At 71.9% G+C, this 19,941-nt stretch carries 20 protein-coding genes; 10 read left to right on the forward strand and 10 right to left on the reverse strand.

What is annotated here, in order from left to right:
- The first annotated feature begins 155 nt into the window (after window positions 1-155).
- A complete protein-coding gene (locus tag AC3IX6_RS26155; RefSeq protein ID WP_489365113.1) occupies window positions 156-902 on the forward strand; it encodes an esterase/lipase family protein in 747 nt (248 codons plus the stop codon).
- On the opposite strand, the gene AC3IX6_RS26160 is transcribed toward AC3IX6_RS26155, so the two are convergent.
- Window positions 899-1,489, reverse strand: coding sequence for an RNA-binding protein (locus AC3IX6_RS26160; protein WP_489365117.1), 591 nt, complete (start codon window positions 1,487-1,489; stop codon window positions 899-901). The genes AC3IX6_RS26155 and AC3IX6_RS26160 overlap by 4 nt on opposite strands.
- Window positions 1,490-1,568: 79 nt before the next feature.
- On the opposite strand from AC3IX6_RS26160, the gene AC3IX6_RS26165 reads away from it, so the two are divergent.
- Window positions 1,569-2,348 (forward strand): SCO2400 family protein, encoded by a 780-nt coding sequence (locus AC3IX6_RS26165; RefSeq protein WP_489365119.1) that lies wholly within the window; start codon window positions 1,569-1,571, stop codon window positions 2,346-2,348.
- Window positions 2,349-2,357: 9 nt separating this feature from the next.
- Here AC3IX6_RS26165 and AC3IX6_RS26170 read toward each other — a convergent pair whose 3' ends face one another.
- On the reverse strand, window positions 2,358-2,780 hold the full coding sequence (locus AC3IX6_RS26170; protein WP_250745587.1) for a MarR family winged helix-turn-helix transcriptional regulator: 423 nt from the start codon (window positions 2,778-2,780) through the stop codon (window positions 2,358-2,360).
- Between the two features lie 103 nt (window positions 2,781-2,883).
- On the opposite strand from AC3IX6_RS26170, the gene AC3IX6_RS26175 reads away from it, so the two are divergent.
- From AC3IX6_RS26175 to AC3IX6_RS26185, 3 genes are all read left to right on the forward strand, one after another.
- On the forward strand, window positions 2,884-3,906 hold the full coding sequence (locus AC3IX6_RS26175) for an NADP-dependent oxidoreductase (protein WP_489365121.1): 1,023 nt from the start codon (window positions 2,884-2,886) through the stop codon (window positions 3,904-3,906).
- Window positions 3,907-3,972: 66 nt separating this feature from the next.
- Window positions 3,973-4,395: an organic hydroperoxide resistance protein gene (locus AC3IX6_RS26180; protein WP_489365123.1), complete on the forward strand. Its 423-nt coding sequence runs from the start codon at window positions 3,973-3,975 to the stop codon at window positions 4,393-4,395.
- 135 nt (window positions 4,396-4,530) lie between these two features.
- Window positions 4,531-5,394 carry an EI24 domain-containing protein gene (locus AC3IX6_RS26185; RefSeq protein WP_489365125.1) on the forward strand — a complete coding sequence of 288 codons (864 nt, stop codon included), beginning with the start codon at window positions 4,531-4,533 and terminating at the stop codon, window positions 5,392-5,394.
- On the opposite strand, the gene AC3IX6_RS26190 is transcribed toward AC3IX6_RS26185, so the two are convergent.
- The gene (locus AC3IX6_RS26190) at window positions 5,384-6,295 is read right to left on the reverse strand and encodes an NAD(P)-dependent oxidoreductase (protein ID WP_489365127.1); all 912 of its coding nucleotides are present in this window, start codon (window positions 6,293-6,295) and stop codon (window positions 5,384-5,386) included. The two genes, AC3IX6_RS26185 and AC3IX6_RS26190, sit on opposite strands and share 11 nt — an antisense overlap.
- A 97-nt stretch (window positions 6,296-6,392) precedes the next feature.
- Between AC3IX6_RS26190 and AC3IX6_RS26195 the strand changes: the two genes are divergently transcribed.
- Entirely contained in the window at window positions 6,393-6,743 is a 351-nt protein-coding gene (locus tag AC3IX6_RS26195) for a winged helix-turn-helix transcriptional regulator (protein WP_489365129.1), read from the forward strand.
- Between the two features lie 16 nt (window positions 6,744-6,759).
- Here the strand turns inward: AC3IX6_RS26195 and AC3IX6_RS26200 are convergent, their stop codons facing one another.
- The gene (locus tag AC3IX6_RS26200; protein WP_489365131.1) at window positions 6,760-7,494 is read right to left on the reverse strand and encodes a class I SAM-dependent methyltransferase; all 735 of its coding nucleotides are present in this window, start codon (window positions 7,492-7,494) and stop codon (window positions 6,760-6,762) included.
- A gap of 557 nt (window positions 7,495-8,051) precedes the next feature.
- Between AC3IX6_RS26200 and AC3IX6_RS26205 the strand changes: the two genes are divergently transcribed.
- Both AC3IX6_RS26205 and AC3IX6_RS26210 read left to right on the forward strand, forming a co-directional pair.
- On the forward strand, window positions 8,052-9,629 hold the full coding sequence (locus AC3IX6_RS26205; RefSeq protein ID WP_489365133.1) for a hypothetical protein: 1,578 nt from the start codon (window positions 8,052-8,054) through the stop codon (window positions 9,627-9,629).
- Between the two features lie 13 nt (window positions 9,630-9,642).
- The gene (locus AC3IX6_RS26210; RefSeq protein ID WP_489365135.1) at window positions 9,643-11,295 is read left to right on the forward strand and encodes a DUF2142 domain-containing protein; all 1,653 of its coding nucleotides are present in this window, start codon (window positions 9,643-9,645) and stop codon (window positions 11,293-11,295) included.
- A gap of 78 nt (window positions 11,296-11,373) precedes the next feature.
- Here the strand turns inward: AC3IX6_RS26210 and AC3IX6_RS26215 are convergent, their stop codons facing one another.
- Entirely contained in the window at window positions 11,374-12,090 is a 717-nt protein-coding gene (locus AC3IX6_RS26215) for a carbon-nitrogen hydrolase family protein (RefSeq protein WP_489365137.1), read from the reverse strand.
- A gap of 75 nt (window positions 12,091-12,165) precedes the next feature.
- Window positions 12,166-12,741, reverse strand: coding sequence for a TetR/AcrR family transcriptional regulator (locus tag AC3IX6_RS26220; protein WP_489365139.1), 576 nt, complete (start codon window positions 12,739-12,741; stop codon window positions 12,166-12,168).
- 181 nt (window positions 12,742-12,922) lie between these two features.
- Here AC3IX6_RS26220 and AC3IX6_RS26225 point away from each other — a divergent pair, with 181 nt between their 5' ends.
- Window positions 12,923-15,382 (forward strand): beta-glucosidase family protein, encoded by a 2,460-nt coding sequence (locus tag AC3IX6_RS26225; protein ID WP_489365141.1) that lies wholly within the window; start codon window positions 12,923-12,925, stop codon window positions 15,380-15,382.
- 90 nt (window positions 15,383-15,472) lie between these two features.
- Here AC3IX6_RS26225 and AC3IX6_RS26230 read toward each other — a convergent pair whose 3' ends face one another.
- Window positions 15,473-16,372 carry a GDSL-type esterase/lipase family protein gene (locus AC3IX6_RS26230; RefSeq protein ID WP_489365143.1) on the reverse strand — a complete coding sequence of 300 codons (900 nt, stop codon included), beginning with the start codon at window positions 16,370-16,372 and terminating at the stop codon, window positions 15,473-15,475.
- Window positions 16,373-16,622: 250 nt separating this feature from the next.
- Here AC3IX6_RS26230 and AC3IX6_RS26235 point away from each other — a divergent pair, with 250 nt between their 5' ends.
- A complete protein-coding gene (locus AC3IX6_RS26235) occupies window positions 16,623-17,117 on the forward strand; it encodes a DUF3145 domain-containing protein (RefSeq protein ID WP_382971455.1) in 495 nt (164 codons plus the stop codon).
- A gap of 140 nt (window positions 17,118-17,257) precedes the next feature.
- Here AC3IX6_RS26235 and fabF read toward each other — a convergent pair whose 3' ends face one another.
- The 3 genes from fabF to AC3IX6_RS26250 form a co-directional block, all read right to left on the reverse strand.
- Window positions 17,258-18,532: a beta-ketoacyl-ACP synthase II gene (fabF, locus tag AC3IX6_RS26240; protein ID WP_489365145.1), complete on the reverse strand. Its 1,275-nt coding sequence runs from the start codon at window positions 18,530-18,532 to the stop codon at window positions 17,258-17,260.
- Window positions 18,533-18,608: 76 nt separating this feature from the next.
- Entirely contained in the window at window positions 18,609-18,857 is a 249-nt protein-coding gene (locus tag AC3IX6_RS26245) for an acyl carrier protein (RefSeq protein WP_243329395.1), read from the reverse strand.
- Window positions 18,858-18,919: 62 nt separating this feature from the next.
- Complete coding sequence (locus tag AC3IX6_RS26250) at window positions 18,920-19,924, reverse strand: ketoacyl-ACP synthase III (RefSeq protein ID WP_489365147.1); 1,005 nt, start codon at window positions 19,922-19,924, stop codon at window positions 18,920-18,922.
- Between the last annotated feature and the right edge of the window lie 17 nt (window positions 19,925-19,941).

Here is a 19,941-nt window from a genome sequence, read left to right on the forward strand (position 1 = left end):
CCGATTTGATGCTCCGGGTGGGGGGTGTCGTGAGATACGGAAGGGTCACGAGGGGCGCCGGTGGGTGCTGCACGGGGGTGGAATTCTGCGACGCCAGACGCGACTATGCCCGCACGGATCGTGCTACTCGTGCGTAACAAGGTAAAGGGGACCCGATGCTGACGGTGCGCCAGAGACTGCTCGCGCTGCTGACGCTCTGCCTGGCGCTGCTCGCGGCGCCCGCGCTCCCGGCCCAGGCCTCGGGTGCGCCTTCCGGCCTCGGCCAGGCCCCGGCCCGGGCCTCCGGCGCGGCTTCCGGACTCGCCGGTGCGCGCAATCCGGTGGTGTTCGTGCACGGCTACAACGCCGACCCCGGTGTCTGGGGCTCCCTGCGCGAGGACCTGCGCGCCGACGGATACGCCGACTCCGAGCTCTTCTCCTTCGGCTACGACACCCACCAGTCGGTCAACGAGGTCCTCTCCGGACGGCTCGCCGCCTACGTGGACGAGGTCCGCCGGCAGACCGGCGCCGCCCGGGTGGACCTGGTCGCCCACTCCTTCGGCTCGCTGGTCACCCGCTGGTACGTGAAGTTCGGCGGCGGCGGCCCCTACGTCGACCGCTGGGTCTCCCTCGCCGGCCCCAACCGCGGCACCTCCACCGCCTGGGCCTGCGCCCTGTGGGACCAGGCGTGCCGGGACATGACCCCCGGCTCCTACGTGGTGAAGAACCTGAACTCCGGTGACGAGACCCCCGGCACCGTGCGGTACGCCACCTTCTGGTCGAACTGCGACGAGGTCATCAACCCCGACGACAGCGTCCCGCTCACCGGGGCGGCCAACACCCCGGTCGGCTGCCTGAAGCACAACGACCTGCTCGGGGACGACCCCACCTCGGCGGGCGTACGGGCCTTCCTGCGTTCCTAAGGCATCTCCACGGACACCTCCTGGAGCAGGCCGTACGTGAACTCCGCGACGCAGGCCCGCCCCGACGCGGTGAACGCCAGCCGCCACCGCGTCGGCGCGGTGCCCTCCATGGGGCGGACCGGGGCGAAGGCCCGCGCCACCTCGTCGACCGTCGCCGACCAGGGCAGCAGGTCCTCGGGCGACTCCAGTACGGGCCCGGGCGCACCCGGGGCCCGGACCAGCCACTCGTTCCAGACGGCCCCGTCCGGCGCGGCGAGCACCTCGAAGCGCAGGCCGGGCCAGAGCGGCACCGGCCACAGCAGGGCCTCGCACGTCAGATCGCCGATGGTGCGGGAGGAGACGGCCTCGGGCGGGCCGAGCACCGAGCGGTAGCGGGCCAGGGCGCCCCGCGAACGCGGCGAGCGGACCATGGCCTGCCAGCGCTTGTTGGCCTCGCGCTGCTCGGCGAGGGAGGCGCCGAGCCGCCGGCGGGCCTCCTCCGCGAGTCCCGGCTGGAAGTCCGCCATCCGGCGCAGCAGCACCAGTTGGAAGCCGGCGGGGCCGAAGGGGCCCGGGGTGAGGGGCGGTGTTCCCGGCGTCCTCGTCATGGGGCCCACCCTTCCACACAGGATCCTCACGATCCCGGTATCCGGACGTTGTGAGCGAACGCGTAACCTGCGGGGCGCCATGGACTATTGCATCGCCTGCCGCAGGTACCTCAACGGCGCGCTGGCGTGCGCCGGATGCGGGACCCCGGCAGAACACCTGATATCCGCCGCGCCCGCCGTGCCCGCCCCGGGCTCCGCCGCCGCCTTCGGAAGCGACCCGGCCGCGCTCGCCGACGTGTACGCCGACTCCCTCGTCGTGCTGTCCGGGGAACGGGGAGAAGGCAGGGGCCGGGGGCGTGCCGAGAGCCGCGCCGCCGACCGCCGCCGCGCCGGGCACCGCCGACGCCGCCGGACCGCGCTCACCGTGGGCCTGGGGCTGATGCTCGCCGCCGGTGTCACCCTGGGCCTGGCCCGGCTGGGGGCCGACGGGGAGCGCACCGACCGGGCGGCGACGGTGGTGCTGACCGACGACGCGGGTCCCGCGGAGCCGGCGCCGCTGCCGGGTCTGACGGGGGATCCGGCCGCGCCCACGGGGACGGCTTCGGCGAAGGGACCGGGCACCGGCTCCGCGAAGGCCACGGCCGGGTCCGCGAAGCCGGGCGGGACCGGCCGGAGCGCCGGGGCCTCCGCCGCCGGGCCGTCGGGCTCCGCCTCCGGGTCTGCGGGGCCGTCGCGGAGCACCTCCCGGCCCCCCACGTCCGCTGCTCCGAGCGCATCGGGTTCCAGCGGCTCCGCGACTCCCGGCAGGCCCGGGGGGACGAAGAAGCCCGATTCGAAGCCGAAGCCCAATCCGAAGCCGTCCCCGTCCCCGGATCCCACTCCGGACTGCGACGACTGGTGGAACCCGCTGTGCTGGTGAGCGGGGAGCTCAGCCCAGCATCCGCCTGAGCAGGTCCCGCAGGACCGCGCGCTCGGCCGGGGAGAGCCCGGCCAGGGGCTCCCGGGCGAAGTCCAGGGACTCGCGGAGCCGGTCGGCGGTCTGCAGGCCCTCCTCGGTGGGCGCGGCCAGCTTCACCCGGCGGTCGGCCGGGTCGGGGCGGCGCTCGACCAGCCCGCGGGTCTCCAGGCGGTCGACGATGCCGGTGATGTTCGACGGCTCGCAGCGCAGCTTCTGCGCGATCTTGCGCATCGGCATCGGCTCCAGGGAGAGCAGGTTCAGCACGCGGGCCTGGGCTCCGGTGAGCTGGTGGCTGGAGGCCGCGTGCTCGTACTCCTGGTGGTAGCGGGTCACGACGTCGCCGATGAGCTCGACGACTTCGAGGGTCAGGGGGTCTGCGCGACGGCTGGGCATGGAACCAGCGTACCCATTTACTTGACAACATGAAATATCCAGGCGCATGGTTGTTTCACGTCCTGAAGCATTTTGCACTTCTCCCCCTCCCCAGGAGTGACGCATGTCCGAGATCCCCGCCGTCAGCCGTGAGTGGCACCTCGTCCGCCGCCCGCAGGGCTGGCCCGTCGCCGAGGACTTCGCCCTGCGCGAGGTACCGGTGAACGCCGAGCCCGCCGCCGGCCGGATTCTGGTCCGCAACCTCCACATGTCCGTGGACCCGTACATGCGCGGCCGGATGAACGACGTGAAGTCGTACATCCCGCCCTTCCGGCTCGACCAGCCCATGGACGGCGGCGCGGTCGGCGAGGTCGTGGCCTCGGCCGACGAGCGCTTCGCGGTCGGCGACCACGTGCTGCACGGCCTGGGCTGGCGCGAGTACGCGGACCTGGACGCCAAGCACGCCACCAAGGTCGACGCCTCGCTCGCCCCCCTCTCCGCCTACCTCGGCGTCCTCGGCATGCCGGGCCTGACCGCCTACGCCGGACTCTTCGAGGTCGCCTCCTTCAAGGAAGGGGACTCCGTCTTCGTCTCCGGCGCCGCCGGAGCGGTCGGCAGCCTCGTCGGCCAGTTCGCGAAGATCAAGGGCGCCTCCCGGGTGATCGGCTCCGCCGGCTCCGACGAGAAGGTGACGCTCCTCACGGAGAAGTACGGTTTCGACGCCGCCTTCAACTACAAGAGCGGCCCCGTCGCCGAGCAGCTCAAGGACGCCGCGCCGGAGGGCATCGACGTCTACTTCGACAACGTCGGCGGTGACCACCTGGAGGCCGCCATCTCCTCCCTGAAGGTCCACGGCCGGGCCACCCTGTGCGGGGCCATCGCCCAGTACAACGCCACCGAGCCCGTGCCCGGCCCGCGCAACCTCGCCCTCGTCATCGGCAAGCGCCTGCGCCTGCAGGGCGTGCTGGTCGGAGACCACGCCGGACTGCAGCCGCAGTTCGTCCAGGACGTGGCCGGCTGGCTGCGCTCCGGGCAGCTCGTCGCCGACGAGACGGTCGTGCGCGGGGTGGAGAACGCCACCGACGCCTTCCTCGGAATGCTGCGCGGTGACAACACCGGAAAGATGATCGTTTCTTTCACCGGTTAGGCTCACTCCACACCGCCGTGACGCGTGGGCGCGAGTCCCGGCGATTTACCAGGAGGATTTCCTTACATGTCCATCCAGCAGTCCGACGTCGCGTACACCGCCATTGCCACCGCCGAGAACGGCCGTGACGGTCGCGTCGCCACCAACGACGGTCGCCTCGACGTCGTCGTGAACCCGCCGAAGGAGCTCGGTGGCAGCGGCGAGGGCACCAACCCCGAGCAGCTGTTCGCCGCCGGCTACAGCGCCTGCTTCCAGGGTGCGCTCGGCGTCGTCGCCCGCAACGAGAACGCCGACATCGCCGGCTCCACCGTCACCGCCGAGGTCGGCATCGGCAAGAACGACGACGGGTTCGGCATCATCGTCAAGATCTCGGCCTCCATCCCGAACGTGGACGCCGCCACCGCCAAGGACCTCATCGAGAAGGCCCACCAGGTCTGCCCGTACTCCAAGGCGACCCGCGGCAACATCACGGTCGAGCTCGCGGTCTGATCTCCGACCCGCTCGACCGGTTCGGCCGGTTCATCCGGTACGTCCGGTACGTCGAAGGCCGCACCCAGGCACCGGGGTGCGGCCTTCGTCATGCCCGGCGTCCCCCGCCCCGGGAGCCCGCCCTAAACTGGAACCATGCGTGATCTTGCGGGGGGATTCGGCTATCTGCTGGCCGGACAGCGATGGGTACTGCGCCACGGTCGGTGGCTGGGCTTCGGGCTGCTGCCCGGACTGGTCTCCCTGGTGCTGTACGCCGGCGCCCTGATCGGCCTCGGCTACGGCGCGGACGACCTGACGGCCTGGGCGACGCCCTTCGCCGACGACTGGTCCTCCCCGTGGATCGGGCTCTTCCGCGGTTTCCTGACCGCCCTGGTCTTCTGCCTCGGGCTCTTCCTCGCGGTGATCACCTTCACCGCCGTGACCCTGCTCGTGGGCCAGCCCTTCTACGAGTCCCTCTCGGAGCAGGTCGACCGCACCGAGGGCGGCGAGGTCCCGGAGTCGGGCCTCACCCTCGCGCAGGAGCTGTGGATCTCCGCCCGGGACAGCCTGCGGATCCTGGGCCGGGTGCTGCTCTTCGGCATCCTGCTCTTCGCGCTCGGCTTCGTCCCGGTGATCGGACAGACCGTGGTCCCGGTCCTCGGCTTCTGCGTCTCCGGCTTCTTCCTCGCCCAGGAGCTCACCTCCGTCGCCCTGATGCGCCGCCGGGTCCAGCTCACCGAGCAGCTCGCGCTGCTGCGCGGGCGGCGGATGCTGGCGCTCGGCTTCGGGGTGCCGCTCGTGCTGTCCTTCCTGGTGCCGCTCGTCGCCGTGTTCCTGATGCCCGGCGCGGTGGCCGGGGCGACGCTCATGGTCCGGGACCTGGTGGGCGAGAACGCGGAACGGGAGTCGGAGCCGGGGCAGGCTCAGGCTCAGCGGCAGAGCCGGGCTCAGGGCCAGGGGCAAGCTCAGGGCCAGGGCCAGGGCCAGGGCCGGGAGCAGGGCAAGCAGCTCAGCGCTTGAGCAGGGTGATCGCCCCCGCGGTGTCCTCGCCGGCGTGGGCCGCCGGATCGGCCGTCAGCCGCTCCCGCATCAGGTCCAGGTAGGGACTGATCAGCTCGGGGCTGACCCCCTGCTCCGCGGCGGTCCGCAGGTAGGTCGCGCTCGCCGCGACCTGCATGGCCAGGTTCGATTCGACGCCCGTGGTGAAGTCCCCCGAGACCAGCCGCTCGGCGGCGGCGCCCGCGAAGAAGCCCATCGCCCCCAGCCACTCCGTCAGGAGCGGAGCCAGGTCCTTGGGGGAGATGTCCTCGCCCTCGATCAGCGCGTAGGCGTGCGAGATCCCGGCGAAGAGTCCGGTCATCGCGCTCAGCAGGGCCACGTCGTGCAGGGCCGCGTGGCCGGGGTCGGAGCCGACGAAGCGGGCGCCGGCCGGGACCTCCAGCGTGCTCCGGTGCTCCTCGAACAGGGCGGGGGAGCCGCTGTAGAAGACGTACCCGCCCGCCGCGGGGGCGCCGATCATCGACGGGGTGGCCATGATCCCGCCGTCGAGGAACCGGGCCCCGCGCTCCTGGGCCCACGCGGCCCGGGCGCGGCCGTCGGCGGGCGTGCCGGTGGTCAGGTCGACCAGGTCCCTGCCGGTGAGGTCCAGGCCCTCCAGGGCCGAGCCCACGCTGGCGTGGTCCAGCAGGCAGGCCACGATCAGGCCGCCGGCGGCCACCGCCTCGGCGGGGCTCGCGGCGACGGTGGCGCCTTCGGCCGCGAGGGCCTCGGCCTTGGCGGGGGTGCGGTTCCAGACGGTGAGGGGGTGCCCGGCGGCGAGCCAGGTGCGGGCGAGGGCGGTGCCCATCGCACCGAGTCCGAGGAGGGTGAGCGGGGCCTTCGTGCCGGTGTTCGCGCCGGTCTTCGTGCTGGTGTCGGTCATGCCGTTTAGCCTGGTGGAGGGCCGTCAGGTGCTCAAGTACGCACTTCGGAGTGGGTGGTTACCCCGAGGTGAGCGAACAGGTGGGGAGGGGTGCGCGATGGCGTTGACACAGCGGCCGGGTGCGGATCACTGCGGGATCGCCGCGGCGATGTCCGTGATCGACGGCAAGTGGAAGGTGTCGGTCCTGTGGGAGCTGGAGCAGGCCCCGCGCCGCTTCGGCGAACTGCGCCGGCTGGTCCCGGGGGTCTCGGAGAAGGTGCTCGCGGCCCAGCTGCGCGAGCTGGAGACGGACGGCATCGTCCACCGCGAGGTCTACGAGGAGGTCCCGCCGCGCGTGGAGTACTCGCTGACCCCGCTCGGCCACGAGCTGAACGGGGCCCTGGAGGCGCTCGGGGAGTGGGGCACGAAGCACCTGCTCCCCGACGCCGCCCAGACGGTCCCGATGTGAGGAAGGGGCCGGGCCCTCACTCCGGGCGGCGGAACAGCGCCGTCCAGAGGAAGGCCTCGCCGAAGGAGCCTGAGGACTCGGGCTCGTCGTTCATCCGGCGCAGCTCCACCTCGGTGAGGCCGCCGAAGACCCGGCGCAGCGCCTCCAGCGTGTACGCGAGCCCGCCTTCGAGGCGGGCCCGGCCGTAGAACTCCGCGTCGGACAGCTCGGATCCCATCGCGCCCGAGGCGAAGCAGGTCAGGGCGAAGCGGCCGCCCGGGGCGAGCAGCCGCTCCAGCAGGGCCAGGTAGCTGACCCGGCGGTGCGGCGGCAGGTGGTGGAAGCAGCCCGAGTCGTAGATCAGGTCGTACGGGCCCACGAGCCCGGCGCCGGCCGCGCCGAAGGCGTCGCCGTGGTGGAAGCGGACCCGGGCCCCCGCGGCGCGGGCACGCTCCTCCGCCCAGGCCAGGGCCGTCGGAGAGAGGTCGACGGCGTCCACCTCGAAGCCCCGGGCGGCCAGGTACAGGGCGTTGCGGCCGGGGCCGCAGCCGAGGTCCAGGGCGCGGCCGCCCGCGGGGACCAGCCCGCGGTCGAGGCAGGAGACGAGGTTCTCGTCGGGCTTCGCCGCGAAGAACGGCACCGGCCGCTCGCGGTCCGCGTAGAAGCCGTCCCACCAGGCGGAGCCGCCGGTGGTCCAGCGGTCGGCCTCCGGTGCGAAGAGGCCGTCCATGAGGGCGAGCACGTCGTCGACACTGCGTATGTTCCGGTCCATTCGAACCCCTTTCAGCTGTCCCTGATTTTATCGGCGATCAAGAAGAAAGCCCAGGTCAGATGGGGTGTAGGGGGTGGCTGGGGGGTCTTCCGGCGCCCTGCCGCGGCCGGGTCGGTCCCCGCCCCCGCGGGTGGGGAGGCCGGGCGGTCCACGGCCTCGCCCAGGGCCTCCGCGGGCCCCTTTCCGGCCGGGCCGGGCCCTGTTTCCGTACGGGTTCCGGAGCCGTGTCCTCCCGTGCGCCACCCTGCCCGGGGGCGTGCGGCACCTCCCGGGACTCCGCAGTGCTCCTGCGCCACCCGATAGGATGACCGGCGGCAAGATTCAAAGCTGTCCCCCACCGTCCTAGAGCCCGCGTCCTTGTCCGGAGCATCGGTCGTTCGGGGTCCGAGCCGGACAGTGCCTTGCTGAGAGACGACCGGCCACAGCGCTGTGCACCGACCAGCAGTAGGGACATCTTTCACGTGAGAGTCAGTACCGAGGGGTTGGAGCCTGTGCGCTCGGGTCCCGCGAGTGGGCCTGCCACGCGCGCCCGGCCCGTTTCGGGTTCCGCACGTGGAGTGCTGCGCTCCCGGGGCGCCCTGTTGCTCCTGGAAGCCGTCGCGGCTTTCGGCGGCGCGCTCGTTCTCCCGATGATGGCGGTGGGCTTCCAGCTCGATCCGCTGGACCGCATCGCGCAGGTCAGCGGCCTGGCCGCGATCCAGTTCAGGTTCGCCCTGCTCGGTCTGGTGTTCATCGGTGCGGTCGTGCTCGCGATGCGGCTGCGCGGTGGCCGCCACTTCAACCTGACCACCCGGATCTCCGCGGCCGCCTTCGCGGGCCTGGCCAGCGGGTTCGTCGCGGCGGGGGCGGTGGTCGCGCTCCACGGCACGCCGTGGCCGATGTTCGGCCTCAACGGCGACAGCGGCCGGATCGTCGAGTGGGCCCACGCGGTCGCCAACGGACAGCCCTCGGGTTCCCCGGTCTACCCGCCCGCACCGCTCTACACCCTCGGGTACTACGCGGAGTGGTTCCACGGCGGCAACACCGCCTACGCCTTCAAGGACCTCCAGATCCTCGGGGCCGCCTTCTTCGGTCCGTTCGTCTACTTCGCCTGGCGGCTGCTGCTGAGCCCGCTCCGGGCGCTGGCCTTCGGCGTCGTACCGGCCTTCGCGCTGATCGACGCGTACAAGCCGTACGCCCAGACGGTCCTCGTGGTGCTGGTCCCGGTCCTGGTGGCCCTGGTGGTGGCGCTGCGCCGCAGCGGCACCGAGAGCTGGCGGCCGCTGCTGCTCAAGGCCGCCGGTTTCGGCGCGCTGATCGGTGTGCTCTTCCTCACGTACTCCGGCTGGTTCCTGTGGAGCGCGGCCGGCGTGTTCTTCGCCGCGGCCCTCTACTTCCCCTGGAAGACCAGCCGGGCCAAGGGCGCCGCGTTCCTGGGCGTCACGCTGGCGGCCTTCATGGCGGTGGCCGGGCGCTACCTGGTGGTCATGCTGACCGAGGGCCAGGAGACCAAGGACTTCAACTTCCGCTTCGACACCTTCACCGACCCGGCCTACTACCTGATGTGGCGCACGGACATGCCGGGCAAGGTCGGCGACTGGCCGCCGCCCGGCGAGTTCGGCGGGGTCGGCCTGTTCGCCCTGGTGACCTTCATCTGTCTCGGCGTGGCGATATGGCTGGGCCTGCGCAAGCCGATGGTGGTCACCATCACGGCGATGTTCGTCTCCGCATGGCTGATGCGGATGTACATCGCCTCGCACATGTACGAGACGCAGACCGTCCAGCTCTACACCCGCACCAACAACCAGCTGCTCTACTGCGGATTGATCCTCGCCGCACTCGTCGCCCACCTGGTGTCGCAGCGGCTGGCCGATCGGCGCACATTGGACAATGGTGACGCCACGGCCGTACGGGGCCGGGGCTTGCCGGGCCGGGAGGGGGCCGTCATCGGAACCCTGTGTGCCCTGCTGCTCCTGCTCGGAACGGTGTCGTCCTCGATGGCCGACCGGTACATGCCGGCCCAGGACGGGACCTACCGGATCCTGCCCTACGTGTCGCACACGATTCGGCAGATGAACGGAAAGTGCCCCCAATTCGCCCCCGAGCACAAGTGCTCCAAGGACGGCGATCAGACTTGGCTGACATACATCAGATGATCACGAGGACGACATGATCTCCGCATTGACGCGGCTGGCCGACTGGTCGGCCCGGACCCCCAAGAGGCTCTGGGCCGTCAGCTTCGTCCTCTTCTTCACCATCGCGGCCGGCTGGTCGGCCGCGACACCGCTCGGGGCTTCGCCCGACGAGCACGCCCACTTCATCCGGGCCGCGGCCGTCGCCCGGGGGCAGATCAACGGCTCCGAGGTGATGGTGCCGCACATGGTCGCGGGCATCAAGGGCGACTTCGCCGAGACCGGTGTGCAGCTCCCGGAGTGGTACTCGGAACTCCCGAAGCACCACGAGTGCTACTCCTGGCACGCGGGCACGCCCGCCTCCTGTGCGCCCGCCATCGGGACCTCGGACGCGATCGTCGAGGTCCCCACCGCCGCAGGCCGCTACCACCCGGCGTACTACCTGATGACCGGCTGGCCGAGCCTGCTCGTGGAGGGCACCAAGGGCCTCTACCTCATGCGCCTGATGTCGGCGCTGTTCTGCTCGCTGCTCCTGGCCAGTGCCGTGGTGACGGCCTCCGAATGGCGGCGCGGACGCTCGCTCGCCCTGCTCGGCGTCTTCACGGCGGCGACGCCCATGGCCCTGTTCATGGCCGGCATGGTCAACCCCAGCGGTGGTGAGATCGCCGCCGGAATCCTGGTGTGGACGGGTCTGCTGTCGATCCTCATGTCGCCCGATCCGCACCTGCTGAACCGCAGGCTGGCCCGGGTCGGCATCGGCGGCCTGGTGCTGATCAACATCCGGCCGCTCGGACTGATCTGGTTCGCGGGGGCGGTCTGCTTCGGCCTGCTGCTGGCCGAGCGCGGTGTGCTGCGCTCGGTGCTCCGCCGCAAGGCGATGTGGCTCTGGACCGGGCTGCTCGGCCTCGCCACGGTCGGCGCGCTCGCGTGGGCGGCCGCGCACCCCGACAACTCGGTCATAAAGATCCCCAAGTACCTGACCACGACGGAAGCGGCCCGCCGGACTCTCGGGGCCACCGAGATGTACATCCAGCAGATGCTCGGCTACTTCGGCTGGCTGGACACCCCGGCGCCGGTCGTCACCTGGTACGTCTGGCTCGGCGTGATCGCGGTGGTCACCGTGCTGGGGCTGATGTACGCCCGCAAGCGCGAAGCGGTGGCGCTGATCGCCATGCTGATCGCCATCGTGATCGTCCCGGTGGTCGGGCAGACCTCGCAGGCGTCGAAGATCGGCCTGGTCTGGCAGGGCCGCTACCTGCTGCCGTTCGCCGTCGGCCTGCCGCTGATGGCGGTGCTGATCCTCGCGCGCCGGATGCCCGCGAAGGGCTTCCCCCTGCGCAGGCTGGTCGGCTACTCGCTGCCCCTGCTCGCCCTGGGCAACGCGGCGGCGTTCTACTGGACCCTGCGGCGCTTCGCCGTCGGGATCAGCGGCCCGGTGATCCCGTACGCCGCGCACTGGGCCCCGCCCGGCGGCTGGGTGCTCTGGGTCGGCGTCTACACCGTGGCGGCGTTCGCCCTCGTGGTGCCCGGACTGATGCGGGACCGCGTGGCCGACGGGACGCCCGTACCGGCGCCGCCCGGCGCACTGCCCGGAGCCGACGGGTCGCAGGGCCCGGCGGACCTTCCCGGATCCCTTCCGGAGCCCGGCGTCGAAGCCCACCGCACCCCCCGGGTGACCCAGGTCCGCTGACGCCCTGATCCGCTGTTCCGCCGGCCCCGGCCCGGCGGGTGCGTCCTCGGACGCCCCGTCGGGCCGGGGCCGGCGTCGTCAGCGGCCCCCGTCCCGGATCGCCGCCGGCACCTCGGCCGGCGCCCCGGCCGGTACCTCCGCCACGGCGACCGACGGCGTGTGTGCGTCCGCCTCGGCCAGCAGGGTCCCGTCCGGTGCCCATACGGCCGCGCCCCCGCAGCCCGTCCACGGCCCGGCGGGTCCGACGTGGTTGGCGAGGGCCACGTACATCCCGAAGTCCCGGGCGATCCCCGGGTGGACCGCCGCCCGCTCGGCGATGCCGTCGCCCGTGCCGTAGAGCGAGCTCGCCAGGTGGACCCGGCAGCCGGCCGCGGCGCCCGCCGCGGGCACGTCCGCGAAGTGGTTGTCGAAGCAGATCCCCAGGGAGAAGCGGATCCCGCCGAGCTCGAAGCGGCCCGGGACCGTCCCCGCCGCGAAGACCTCCTGCTCGTGGCGGAACAGGTGCTGCTTGGCGTACGTGGTCACGTGCGCGCCGTCCGCGTCGTGGACCAGGGTCGCGATGACGGGCCGGGGGCCGTCCGTGCGCAGCGCGACGTTGACGGCGGTGGCGATCCCGGCGGAGCGGACGGGGTCCAGCCGGGGATCCTCGGCATCGGCCAGCCACAGCCCGGGGTCGGTGCCGAGCGCGGCCAGCTCGTAGCCGGTCAGGGTCAACTCGGGGAACACCACCAGCCCGGCGCCCTCCTCCCGGGCCCGCACGGCGAGCGCGGCCGCCCGTACGGCGTTGGCGGACACGTCGGCGGGGCGCAGCTCAGCTGCGCGGCGGCGATCTTCACCCGGACCAGCATGCCAGCCCCGCGGTCGGTGGCGTCAGGCCGGGGACCCCTGGAGGAGAGTCAGGAAGGAGCGGAACGCGGCCGCCATGTCGAGGGATTCGGGGTCGAGCAGCCACTGGTACTGCAGGCCGTCCAGTACGGCGACCAGCAGTGGGGCCACCTGTTCGGGGGTGAGGCCCGAGGGGAGCCGGTCGCCGAACTCGCCGCGCAGTACGGCGGCCATCTCGGAGCGCACCTCCGTGTACCGCTCGGTGAAGAACTCCCGCGCGGGGTGGCCGTCGGTGACGCTCTCGCCGAGCAGCGCCGAGAAGGTCTGCACAATGCCCGGACGCATGGAGTTGTAGTCCACCAGCGAGGCCAGCAGGTCCAGCCGCCACTCGCCGGCCGCGGGGCGGCTCCCGCCGCCGGTGTCCCAGCGGTCGCGCTCCTGAAGGACGGCGACGAGCAGCGCCTCCTTGGTGGGGAAGTAGTGCAGGAGCCCCTGCTGGGTCAGGCCCACGCGCTCGGCGACGGCGCCCAGCGAAGCGCCGCGGTAGCCGCGTTCCGCGATGACCTCGACCGCCGCGCGGAGGATCTCCCCGCGCCGTTCCTCACTTCTGGCCCTGGCCATCGCCCCGCCACCCCTTTCGTTCCACACCTGCCAGCAGGACCGTACGGCATCCGTAGATTACGAACAGGTTACGAACCCTACCGCTCTACAGGTAACGGGTCCACCATGGGGTCACCGCACCGCACCGCACCGCACCGCACCGCACCGCACCGCACCGCGCACCCGCACTCAACGAGGAGGCATGGCCGTGACCGATGCCGATCAGGTCCGCAACGACGCCGTAGAGACGGCCCTGGGCAAGCTGGACCTCGACACCAAGGCCCGGCTGCTGGCCGGCCAGGACATGTGGTCCCTGCCCGCCGTACCCGAGATCGGGCTGAAGTCCCTGGTCATGTCCGACGGCCCCATCGGGGTGCGCGGCGTGCGCTGGACCGCCGACGACCCGTCGATCGCCCTGCCCTCCCCGACCGCGCTCGCCGCCGCGTGGGACCCCGAGCTCGCCCGCCGGGCCGGCCGCCTCCTCGCCCAGGAGGCCCGCCGCAAGGGCGTCCACGTCCTGCTCGCGCCCACCGTCAACCTGCACCGCTCCCCGCTCGGCGGCCGGCACTTCGAGTGCTACTCCGAGGACCCGTACCTCACCGGCGCGGTCGGCAGCGGCTACGTGAACGGCGTCCAGGACGGCGGCGTCGGCACCACGGTCAAGCACTTCGTCGGCAACGACGCCGAGACCGAGCGGTTCACCGTCGACAGCGTCATCGCCCCGCGCCCGCTGCGCGAGCTGTACCTGGCCCCCTTCGAGGCCATCGTCGCCAACGCCCACCCGTGGGGCATCATGACCGCCTACAACCGGGTCAACGGCACGACCATGACCGAGCACCGCTACCTCGTCAACGAGGTCCTGCGCGGCGAATGGGGCTTCGACGGCTACAACGTCTCCGACTGGATGGCCGCCCGCTCCACCACCGGCGACATCCTCGGCGGCATGGACGTGGCCATGCCAGGCCCCGTCACCGTCTACGGAGCCCCGCTCGCCGAAGCCGTCCGCGCCGGGGAGGTCCCCGAGTCCGCCGTCGACGACGCCGTGCGCAACGTCCTGCGCCTCGCCTCCCGCGTCGGCATCCTGGAGGGCGCCCCCGCCGCGGTCGGCGAGGTCCCGGCCCCCATCGACGGCCAGGCCCTGGCCCGCGAGCTGGCCGCCCGCGGCTTCGTCCTCGTACGCAACGAGGCCGTCGCCGGCGAACGCCCGGCCCTCCCGCTCGACACCGCCTCCGGCCGCACCGTCGCCCTCATCGGCGCCGCCGCCCGCGACGCCCGCGTCCTCGGCGGCGGCAGCGCCACCGTCTTCCCGGAGCGGATCGTCTCCCCGCTGGACGGACTGACCGCCGCCCTGCCCGACGGCGCACTGACCTTCACCGTCGGCGCCGACCCCAGCGACGAACTGACCCCCGCCGACAAGGGCTTCCAGCTCCGCGCGATCTGCCGGGACGCCTCCGGCGGGATCCTCGGCTCCGGCTCGCTGCCCACCGGCCAGGTCCAGTGGATCGGCGACGACCTGCCCGAGGGCGTCTCGTACGAGACGATGGCGAGCATCGAGGTCACCGGTACCTTCGTGCCGCGCGAGAGCGGCGAGCACGCCTTCGGCACCCGCGGACTCGGCGCCTTCAGCCTGGCCGTCGGCGGCGAGGTCCGCTGGGACGGGGTCCAGCCGATGGGCGACGAGGCCGACCCCTTCGAGGCGTTCTTCGGCGCCCCCCAGGTGCGGACCCGCCTCGCCCTCACCGAGGGCGAAGCCGTCGAGGTCTCGCTGACCTACCAGGTCCCCGACGTGACCGCGCTGCCGCTCAAGGCGATGATGTTCTCCTTCCTCCACCTCGGCCCGCGGCGCTCGGCCGACGAGCTCATCGCCGAGGCCGTGGAGGCGGCCCGGGCGGCGGACACCGCCGTCGTGGTCGTCGCCACCACCGAGCGGGTGGAGTCCGAGGGCTTCGACCGCAAGGACCTCACCCTCCCGGGCCGCCAGAACGACCTGGTGCGCGCCGTCGCCGCGGTCAACCCGAACACCGTGGTCGTCGTCAACGCGGGCTCCCCGGTGGAACTCCCGTGGCGCGAGGAGGTCGCCGCCGTCCTGCTGACCTGGTTCCCCGGGCAGGAGGGCGGGGCCGCGCTGGCCGACGTACTCCTCGGCGAGGCCGAGCCGGGCGGGCGGCTGCCCACCACCTGGCCCGCCGAGTTCGCCGACGCGCCGGTCACCGAAGTCACCCCCACCGAGGGGCGCCTGGAGTACACCGAGGGGCTCTTCATCGGCTACCGGGCCTACGAGAAGCACGGGATCGCCCCGGCCTTCCCCTTCGGGCACGGCCTCGGCTACACGGACTGGGCCTACGAGTCCCTGGAGGTCACCCCCACGCGGGCGACGGTCCGCGTCACCAACACCGGCACCCGGCCGGGCCGCGAGACCGTACAGGTCTACCTGGCGCCCGTCGCGGACACCGTCGAGCGGCCGGCGAGCTGGCTCGCGGGCTTCGCGAGCGTGACCGCGGGCCCCGGCGAGAGCGTCGACGTGGAGATCGCCCTGCCGGAGCGCGCCTTTGAGATCTGGGACCAGCCCTCCCGCTCCTGGCAGCGGATCGGCGGCGGCTACGAGGTCCGCGCGAGCCGCTCGCACGGCGACACCCGGCTGACGGCGGCCCTCGACCTGTAATGGCCGGAAATCACCCCGTGCAGGGGTGATCCACACACTGGACCGGGGGCGGGCCCTGACACCCGCCCCCGGTCCGATCCGTTCACGGCGTCAACGCGGAGGCTCCGCGGAGGTCACCTGTCGGTGCGCCAGTTCCGCGAGCCTCGCCTGTCCGTCCTTGCCCGGATGGAACCAGTCCCAGCGGCTCAACTGCTCCGCCGAGAAGGGGTACTGGAACACCGCGCCGCCGTCGTAACGGCACAGCTCGTCCTTCGCGCAGACCTCGCGCAGCGCCTCGTTGTACTCGACCACGCGCGCCCGCACCTGCTCCCGCCGGGCCGTCGCACCGGCGGCCGCCGAGATCGGATCGGCGAGCATCGACTGGCAGATGCCCAGCTTCCACACCTGGCGCACCATCGGGTCGTCCTTGCCCTGCTCCCACAGCCGCTGGAGGTCCGGGACGCTGGAGACGTACACCTGTGAGGCCGGCGAGGCCGTCCGCAGGCCGGCCAGCGCCTTCTCGAAGCCGGAGCGGAAGGCGGCCACCGGAGTCATCGACGAAGCCGAGGGCCGGCAGGCGTCGTTCGAGCCCACCATCACCGTGACCAGGCCCGGCTTGTGCTCGGCGGCCGAGGCGAGCTGCCCCGGCAGGTCCGCCATCCGGGAGCCGGTCACCGCGTAGTTCCAGCTGCGCGCGGGCACCTCGGCCTCACCGAGCAGCCGGGCGGCCAGCGAACGCACCTCGGGGTCGTCACCCGTGGCCCAGGAGGCCTCCGGACAGTCGGCCAGCACCGAACAGGCGTCGAAACCGCGCGTGATGGAGTCGCCCACGGCCGCGACCGACGCCGGTGCGGTGTTCCACCGCGGGGCCGCCTGCGCTCCGCGTTCGCCCCCGGCCTTCGCCCCGTCCGCCGAACACCCGCTCAGCGCACCCGCCGCCAGGAGCAGCAGGGCGGCCGCCGCGCCCGCGGAAGTCCGACGCGCGCGGCGGCGTGGGGCGGTGGTGCGCATGGATAAGGTCCCTCCTCGTCGCTCCCGCGTCATTCGGGGGCGTCCTGCTGAGTGAATGCTCTGTGTTTACGGGCCTCGGAGCGACCGTACGTCACACCATGACCCCCGGCGCACGGTAGCTTTTTCCCGTGGCGTTTCGGCCGCAAGTCCCGCAACGCAATGTCAAATAATTTCCGTTACATTACATCACGTCACATACTGTCCGTTTTCTGGAGTTTATTCCCGACCTCGTCCCATACTGGAGGTCCCGGTGACGACACGTGGAGTCCTGTACGTGCACTCCGCACCGCGCGCGCTCTGCCCGCACGTGGAATGGGCTGTTGCGGGGGTGCTCGGGGTGCGGGTGAACCTCGACTGGATCCGTCAGCCCGCCTCCCCGGGCACCTGGAGAGCCGAGTTCTCCTGGCAGGCCGAGGCGGGCACCGCATCGAAACTCGCCTCCGCCCTGCGCGGCTGGCACCTGCTCCGCTTCGAAGTGACCGCGGAACCCTGTCCGACCGCCGAGGGCGAGCGCTACAGCTCCACCCCGCACCTGGGCATCTTCCACGCCGTCACCGGCATGCACGGCGACATCCTGATCCCCGAGGACCGGCTGCGCGCCGCCCTCGCCCGGTCCGCGCGCGGTGAGACGGACCTGGAGGCGGAGATCGCCAAACTCCTCGGCAAACCCTGGGACGACGAGCTCGAACCCTTCCGCTACGCGGGCGAGGGCGCCCCGGTGCGCTGGCTCCACCAGGTCGTCTGAGCCGGCCCCATGCAGAAGGCCCACCCGGAATCACCCGGGTGGGCCTTTCGCGTGTTCAAACGACGAACACCGCAACCATCAATTGAGCAACCACAGCGGCGAGCAACCACGTCCGCGAGAGCGGCGCCGGGTTAGGCGCACTAAACAGTCCTGAAGGCCAGGGAGACGTTGTGGCCGCCGAAGCCGAAGGAGTTGTTGATCGCGGAGATCGGGCCCTCCGCCGGAAGCTTGCGGGGCTCGTCGCGCACGATGTCCGCGTCGATGTCGTCGTCCATGTCGTCGAGGTTGATCGTCGGCGGGGCGAGGCGGTGGTACAGCGCCAGCACCGTGGCCACGGTCTCGATGCCGCCGGCGCCGCCCAGGAGGTGACCCGTCATCGACTTCGTCGCCGAGATCGCGATGTGGTCGAGGTCCTCGCCCAGCACCTTGCGCAGGGCCTTCAGCTCGGCCGTGTCACCCTGCGGGGTGGACGTGGCGTGCGCGTTCACGTGCACCAGCTCGGCCGGGTCCAGGCCCGTGTTGTCGAGCAGGTTCTGCAGGGCGGCCGAGACACCGCGGCCGGTGGGCTCGGGCTGCGCGATGTGGTGGCTGTCCGCGGACAGGCCCTGGCCCAGCACCTCGCAGTAGACGCGGGCGCCGCGCGCGGCGGCGTGCTCGGCGGACTCCAGCACCACGACGCCCGCACCCTCGCCGAGGACGAAGCCGTCGCGGGCCTTGTCGTACGGGCGGGAGGCCGTGGTCGGGTTCTCGTTGTTCTTGGACATCGCCATCATGTTGGCGAAGGCCGCGATCGGCAGCGGGTGGATCGCAGCCTCGGTACCGCCGGCGACGACCACGTCGGCACGGCCGGTACGGATCATCTCGACGGCGTAGCCGATGGCCTCGGCGCCGGAGGCGCAGGCGCTGACCGGAGTGTGCACACCCGCGCGGGCGTTGACCTCCAGGCCGACGTTGGCCGACGGGCCGTTGGGCATGAGCATGGGGACGGTGTGCGGGGAGACCCGGCGCACACCCTTTTCCTTCAGTACGTCGTACTGGTCGAGCAGGGTGGTCACGCCGCCGATGCCGGAGGCGATGACGGTGCCCAGGCGCTCGGGCGCGACGGAAGCGCCCGTCGTCTCTTCGCCCGCCGGGTCGGTGTAACCGGCGTCGGCCCACGCCTCGCGGGCCGCGATGATCGCGAACTGGGCCGAGCGGTCCAGCTTGCGGGCCAGCGGCCGGGGGAGGACCTCACTCGGGTCCACGGCGGCGGTGGCGGCGATGCGGACCGGGAGTTCGGCGAAGCGCTCACCCTCGAGGGGCTTTACGCCGGAACGGCCGGCAAGCAGACCTTCCCAGGTCGAAGCGCTGTCGCCACCCAGCGGAGTGGTTGCGCCGATACCGGTGACGACCACGGTGCGATTGGTCGGGCTCACAGGAATTCTTTCTCCACGTTTCAGGGGGTGAATTGTCACGGCGCCACCGCCAGGTGGCGACAAACGCTCGTCAGGCTCAGGCCTGGTGCTTGAGGATGTAGCTCGCGGCGTCGCCGACGGTCTTCAGACCCTTGACGTCCTCGTCCGGGATCTTCACCTCGAAGCGCTCTTCAGCGGCGACGACGACCTCGACCATGGACAGCGAGTCGACGTCCAGGTCGTCGGTGAAGGACTTCTCGAGCTGAACGTCCTCGGTCGGGATGCCGGCGATCTCGTTGACGATCTCCGCGAGACCTTCGACGATTTCTTCCTGGGTGAAGGCCATGTTGGCGCTCCTTCTATAGCTAGCTGGGGGTCATACGGAGCCCGGGATGTGGATCCCGGGCCCTAGGGGAGGGTAACGACCGTGGCGGCGTAGACGAGCCCCGCCCCGAAGCCGATGACGAGCGCGGTGTCGCCGCTCTTCGCCGCTCCGGTCGCCAGGAGCCGCTCCATTGCGAGCGGGATCGAGGCGGCCGAGGTGTTGCCGGTGGTTTCGATGTCACGGGCGACCGTGACGTGCTCCGGCAGCTTCAGAGTCTTCACCATCGAGTCGATGATCCGCATGTTCGCCTGGTGCGGAATGAAGACGTCCAGGTCATCGGCGGTGATCCCGGCTGCGTCGAGCGCCTGCTGGGCCACCTTCGCCATCTCGAAGACGGCCCAGCGGAAGACCGCCTGACCCTCCTGCGTGATGGCGGGAAACTTTTCGCCGCCGTCCTTGCCGAGGTACTCGTCCCACGGCACGGTCTGCTTGATGGTCTCGGACTTGTCGCCCTCCGAACCCCACACCGTGGGGCCGATGGCCGGCTCGTCCGAGGGGCCGACGACCACGGCGCCCGCGCCGTCACCGAAGAGGAAGGCCGTCGCGCGGTCCTCCAGGTCGGTCAGGTCCGAGAGCCGCTCCACGCCGATGACGAGGACGTACTCCGCGGAACCCTCCACCACGAGGCCCTTGGCCAGGGTCAGGCCGTAGCCGAACCCGGCGCAGCCCGCGGAGATGTCGAAGGCGGCGGGCTTGCCCGCGCCGATGCGGTGCGCGATCTCGGTCGCCACGGCCGGGGTCTGCTTGAAGTGCGACACCGTCGAGACGATCACGGCGCCGATCTTCTCCGGGGCGATCCCGGCGGCGGCCAGGGCCTTGCCCGAGGCCTCCACCGACATCGTGGCGACGGTCTCCTGCGGGGAGGCCCAGTGCCGCGTCGCGATACCGGAACGGGAGCGGATCCACTCGTCGGAGGAGTCGATGGTTTCGAGGATGACCTCGTTCGGCACCACGCGGATCGGACGGTACCCGCCGACACCGAGGATGCGGGCGTACGGGGAGCCCTTGGCAGGCTTGATCTTCGACATGCTGAGTGGGCTCCTTC

The organism is Streptomyces sp. GL_141, assembly GCF_057834385.1.

Coding starts and splice junctions, on each gene's coding strand:
- AC3IX6_RS26155 (WP_489365113.1), top strand. CDS start 156: ATGCTGACGGTGCGCCAGAGACTGCTCGCGCTGCTGACGCTCTGCCTG.
- AC3IX6_RS26160 (WP_489365117.1), bottom strand. CDS start 1,489: ATGACGAGGACGCCGGGAACACCGCCCCTCACCCCGGGCCCCTTCGGC.
- AC3IX6_RS26165 (WP_489365119.1), top strand. CDS start 1,569: ATGGACTATTGCATCGCCTGCCGCAGGTACCTCAACGGCGCGCTGGCG.
- AC3IX6_RS26170 (WP_250745587.1), bottom strand. CDS start 2,780: ATGCCCAGCCGTCGCGCAGACCCCCTGACCCTCGAAGTCGTCGAGCTC.
- AC3IX6_RS26175 (WP_489365121.1), top strand. CDS start 2,884: ATGTCCGAGATCCCCGCCGTCAGCCGTGAGTGGCACCTCGTCCGCCGC.
- AC3IX6_RS26180 (WP_489365123.1), top strand. CDS start 3,973: ATGTCCATCCAGCAGTCCGACGTCGCGTACACCGCCATTGCCACCGCC.
- AC3IX6_RS26185 (WP_489365125.1), top strand. CDS start 4,531: ATGCGTGATCTTGCGGGGGGATTCGGCTATCTGCTGGCCGGACAGCGA.
- AC3IX6_RS26190 (WP_489365127.1), bottom strand. CDS start 6,295: ATGACCGACACCAGCACGAAGACCGGCGCGAACACCGGCACGAAGGCC.
- AC3IX6_RS26195 (WP_489365129.1), top strand. CDS start 6,393: ATGGCGTTGACACAGCGGCCGGGTGCGGATCACTGCGGGATCGCCGCG.
- AC3IX6_RS26200 (WP_489365131.1), bottom strand. CDS start 7,494: ATGGACCGGAACATACGCAGTGTCGACGACGTGCTCGCCCTCATGGAC.
- AC3IX6_RS26210 (WP_489365135.1), top strand. CDS start 9,643: ATGATCTCCGCATTGACGCGGCTGGCCGACTGGTCGGCCCGGACCCCC.
- AC3IX6_RS26220 (WP_489365139.1), bottom strand. CDS start 12,741: ATGGCCAGGGCCAGAAGTGAGGAACGGCGCGGGGAGATCCTCCGCGCG.
- AC3IX6_RS26225 (WP_489365141.1), top strand. CDS start 12,923: ATGGCCGTGACCGATGCCGATCAGGTCCGCAACGACGCCGTAGAGACG.
- AC3IX6_RS26230 (WP_489365143.1), bottom strand. CDS start 16,372: ATGCGCACCACCGCCCCACGCCGCCGCGCGCGTCGGACTTCCGCGGGC.
- AC3IX6_RS26245 (WP_243329395.1), bottom strand. CDS start 18,857: ATGGCCTTCACCCAGGAAGAAATCGTCGAAGGTCTCGCGGAGATCGTC.
- AC3IX6_RS26250 (WP_489365147.1), bottom strand. CDS start 19,924: ATGTCGAAGATCAAGCCTGCCAAGGGCTCCCCGTACGCCCGCATCCTC.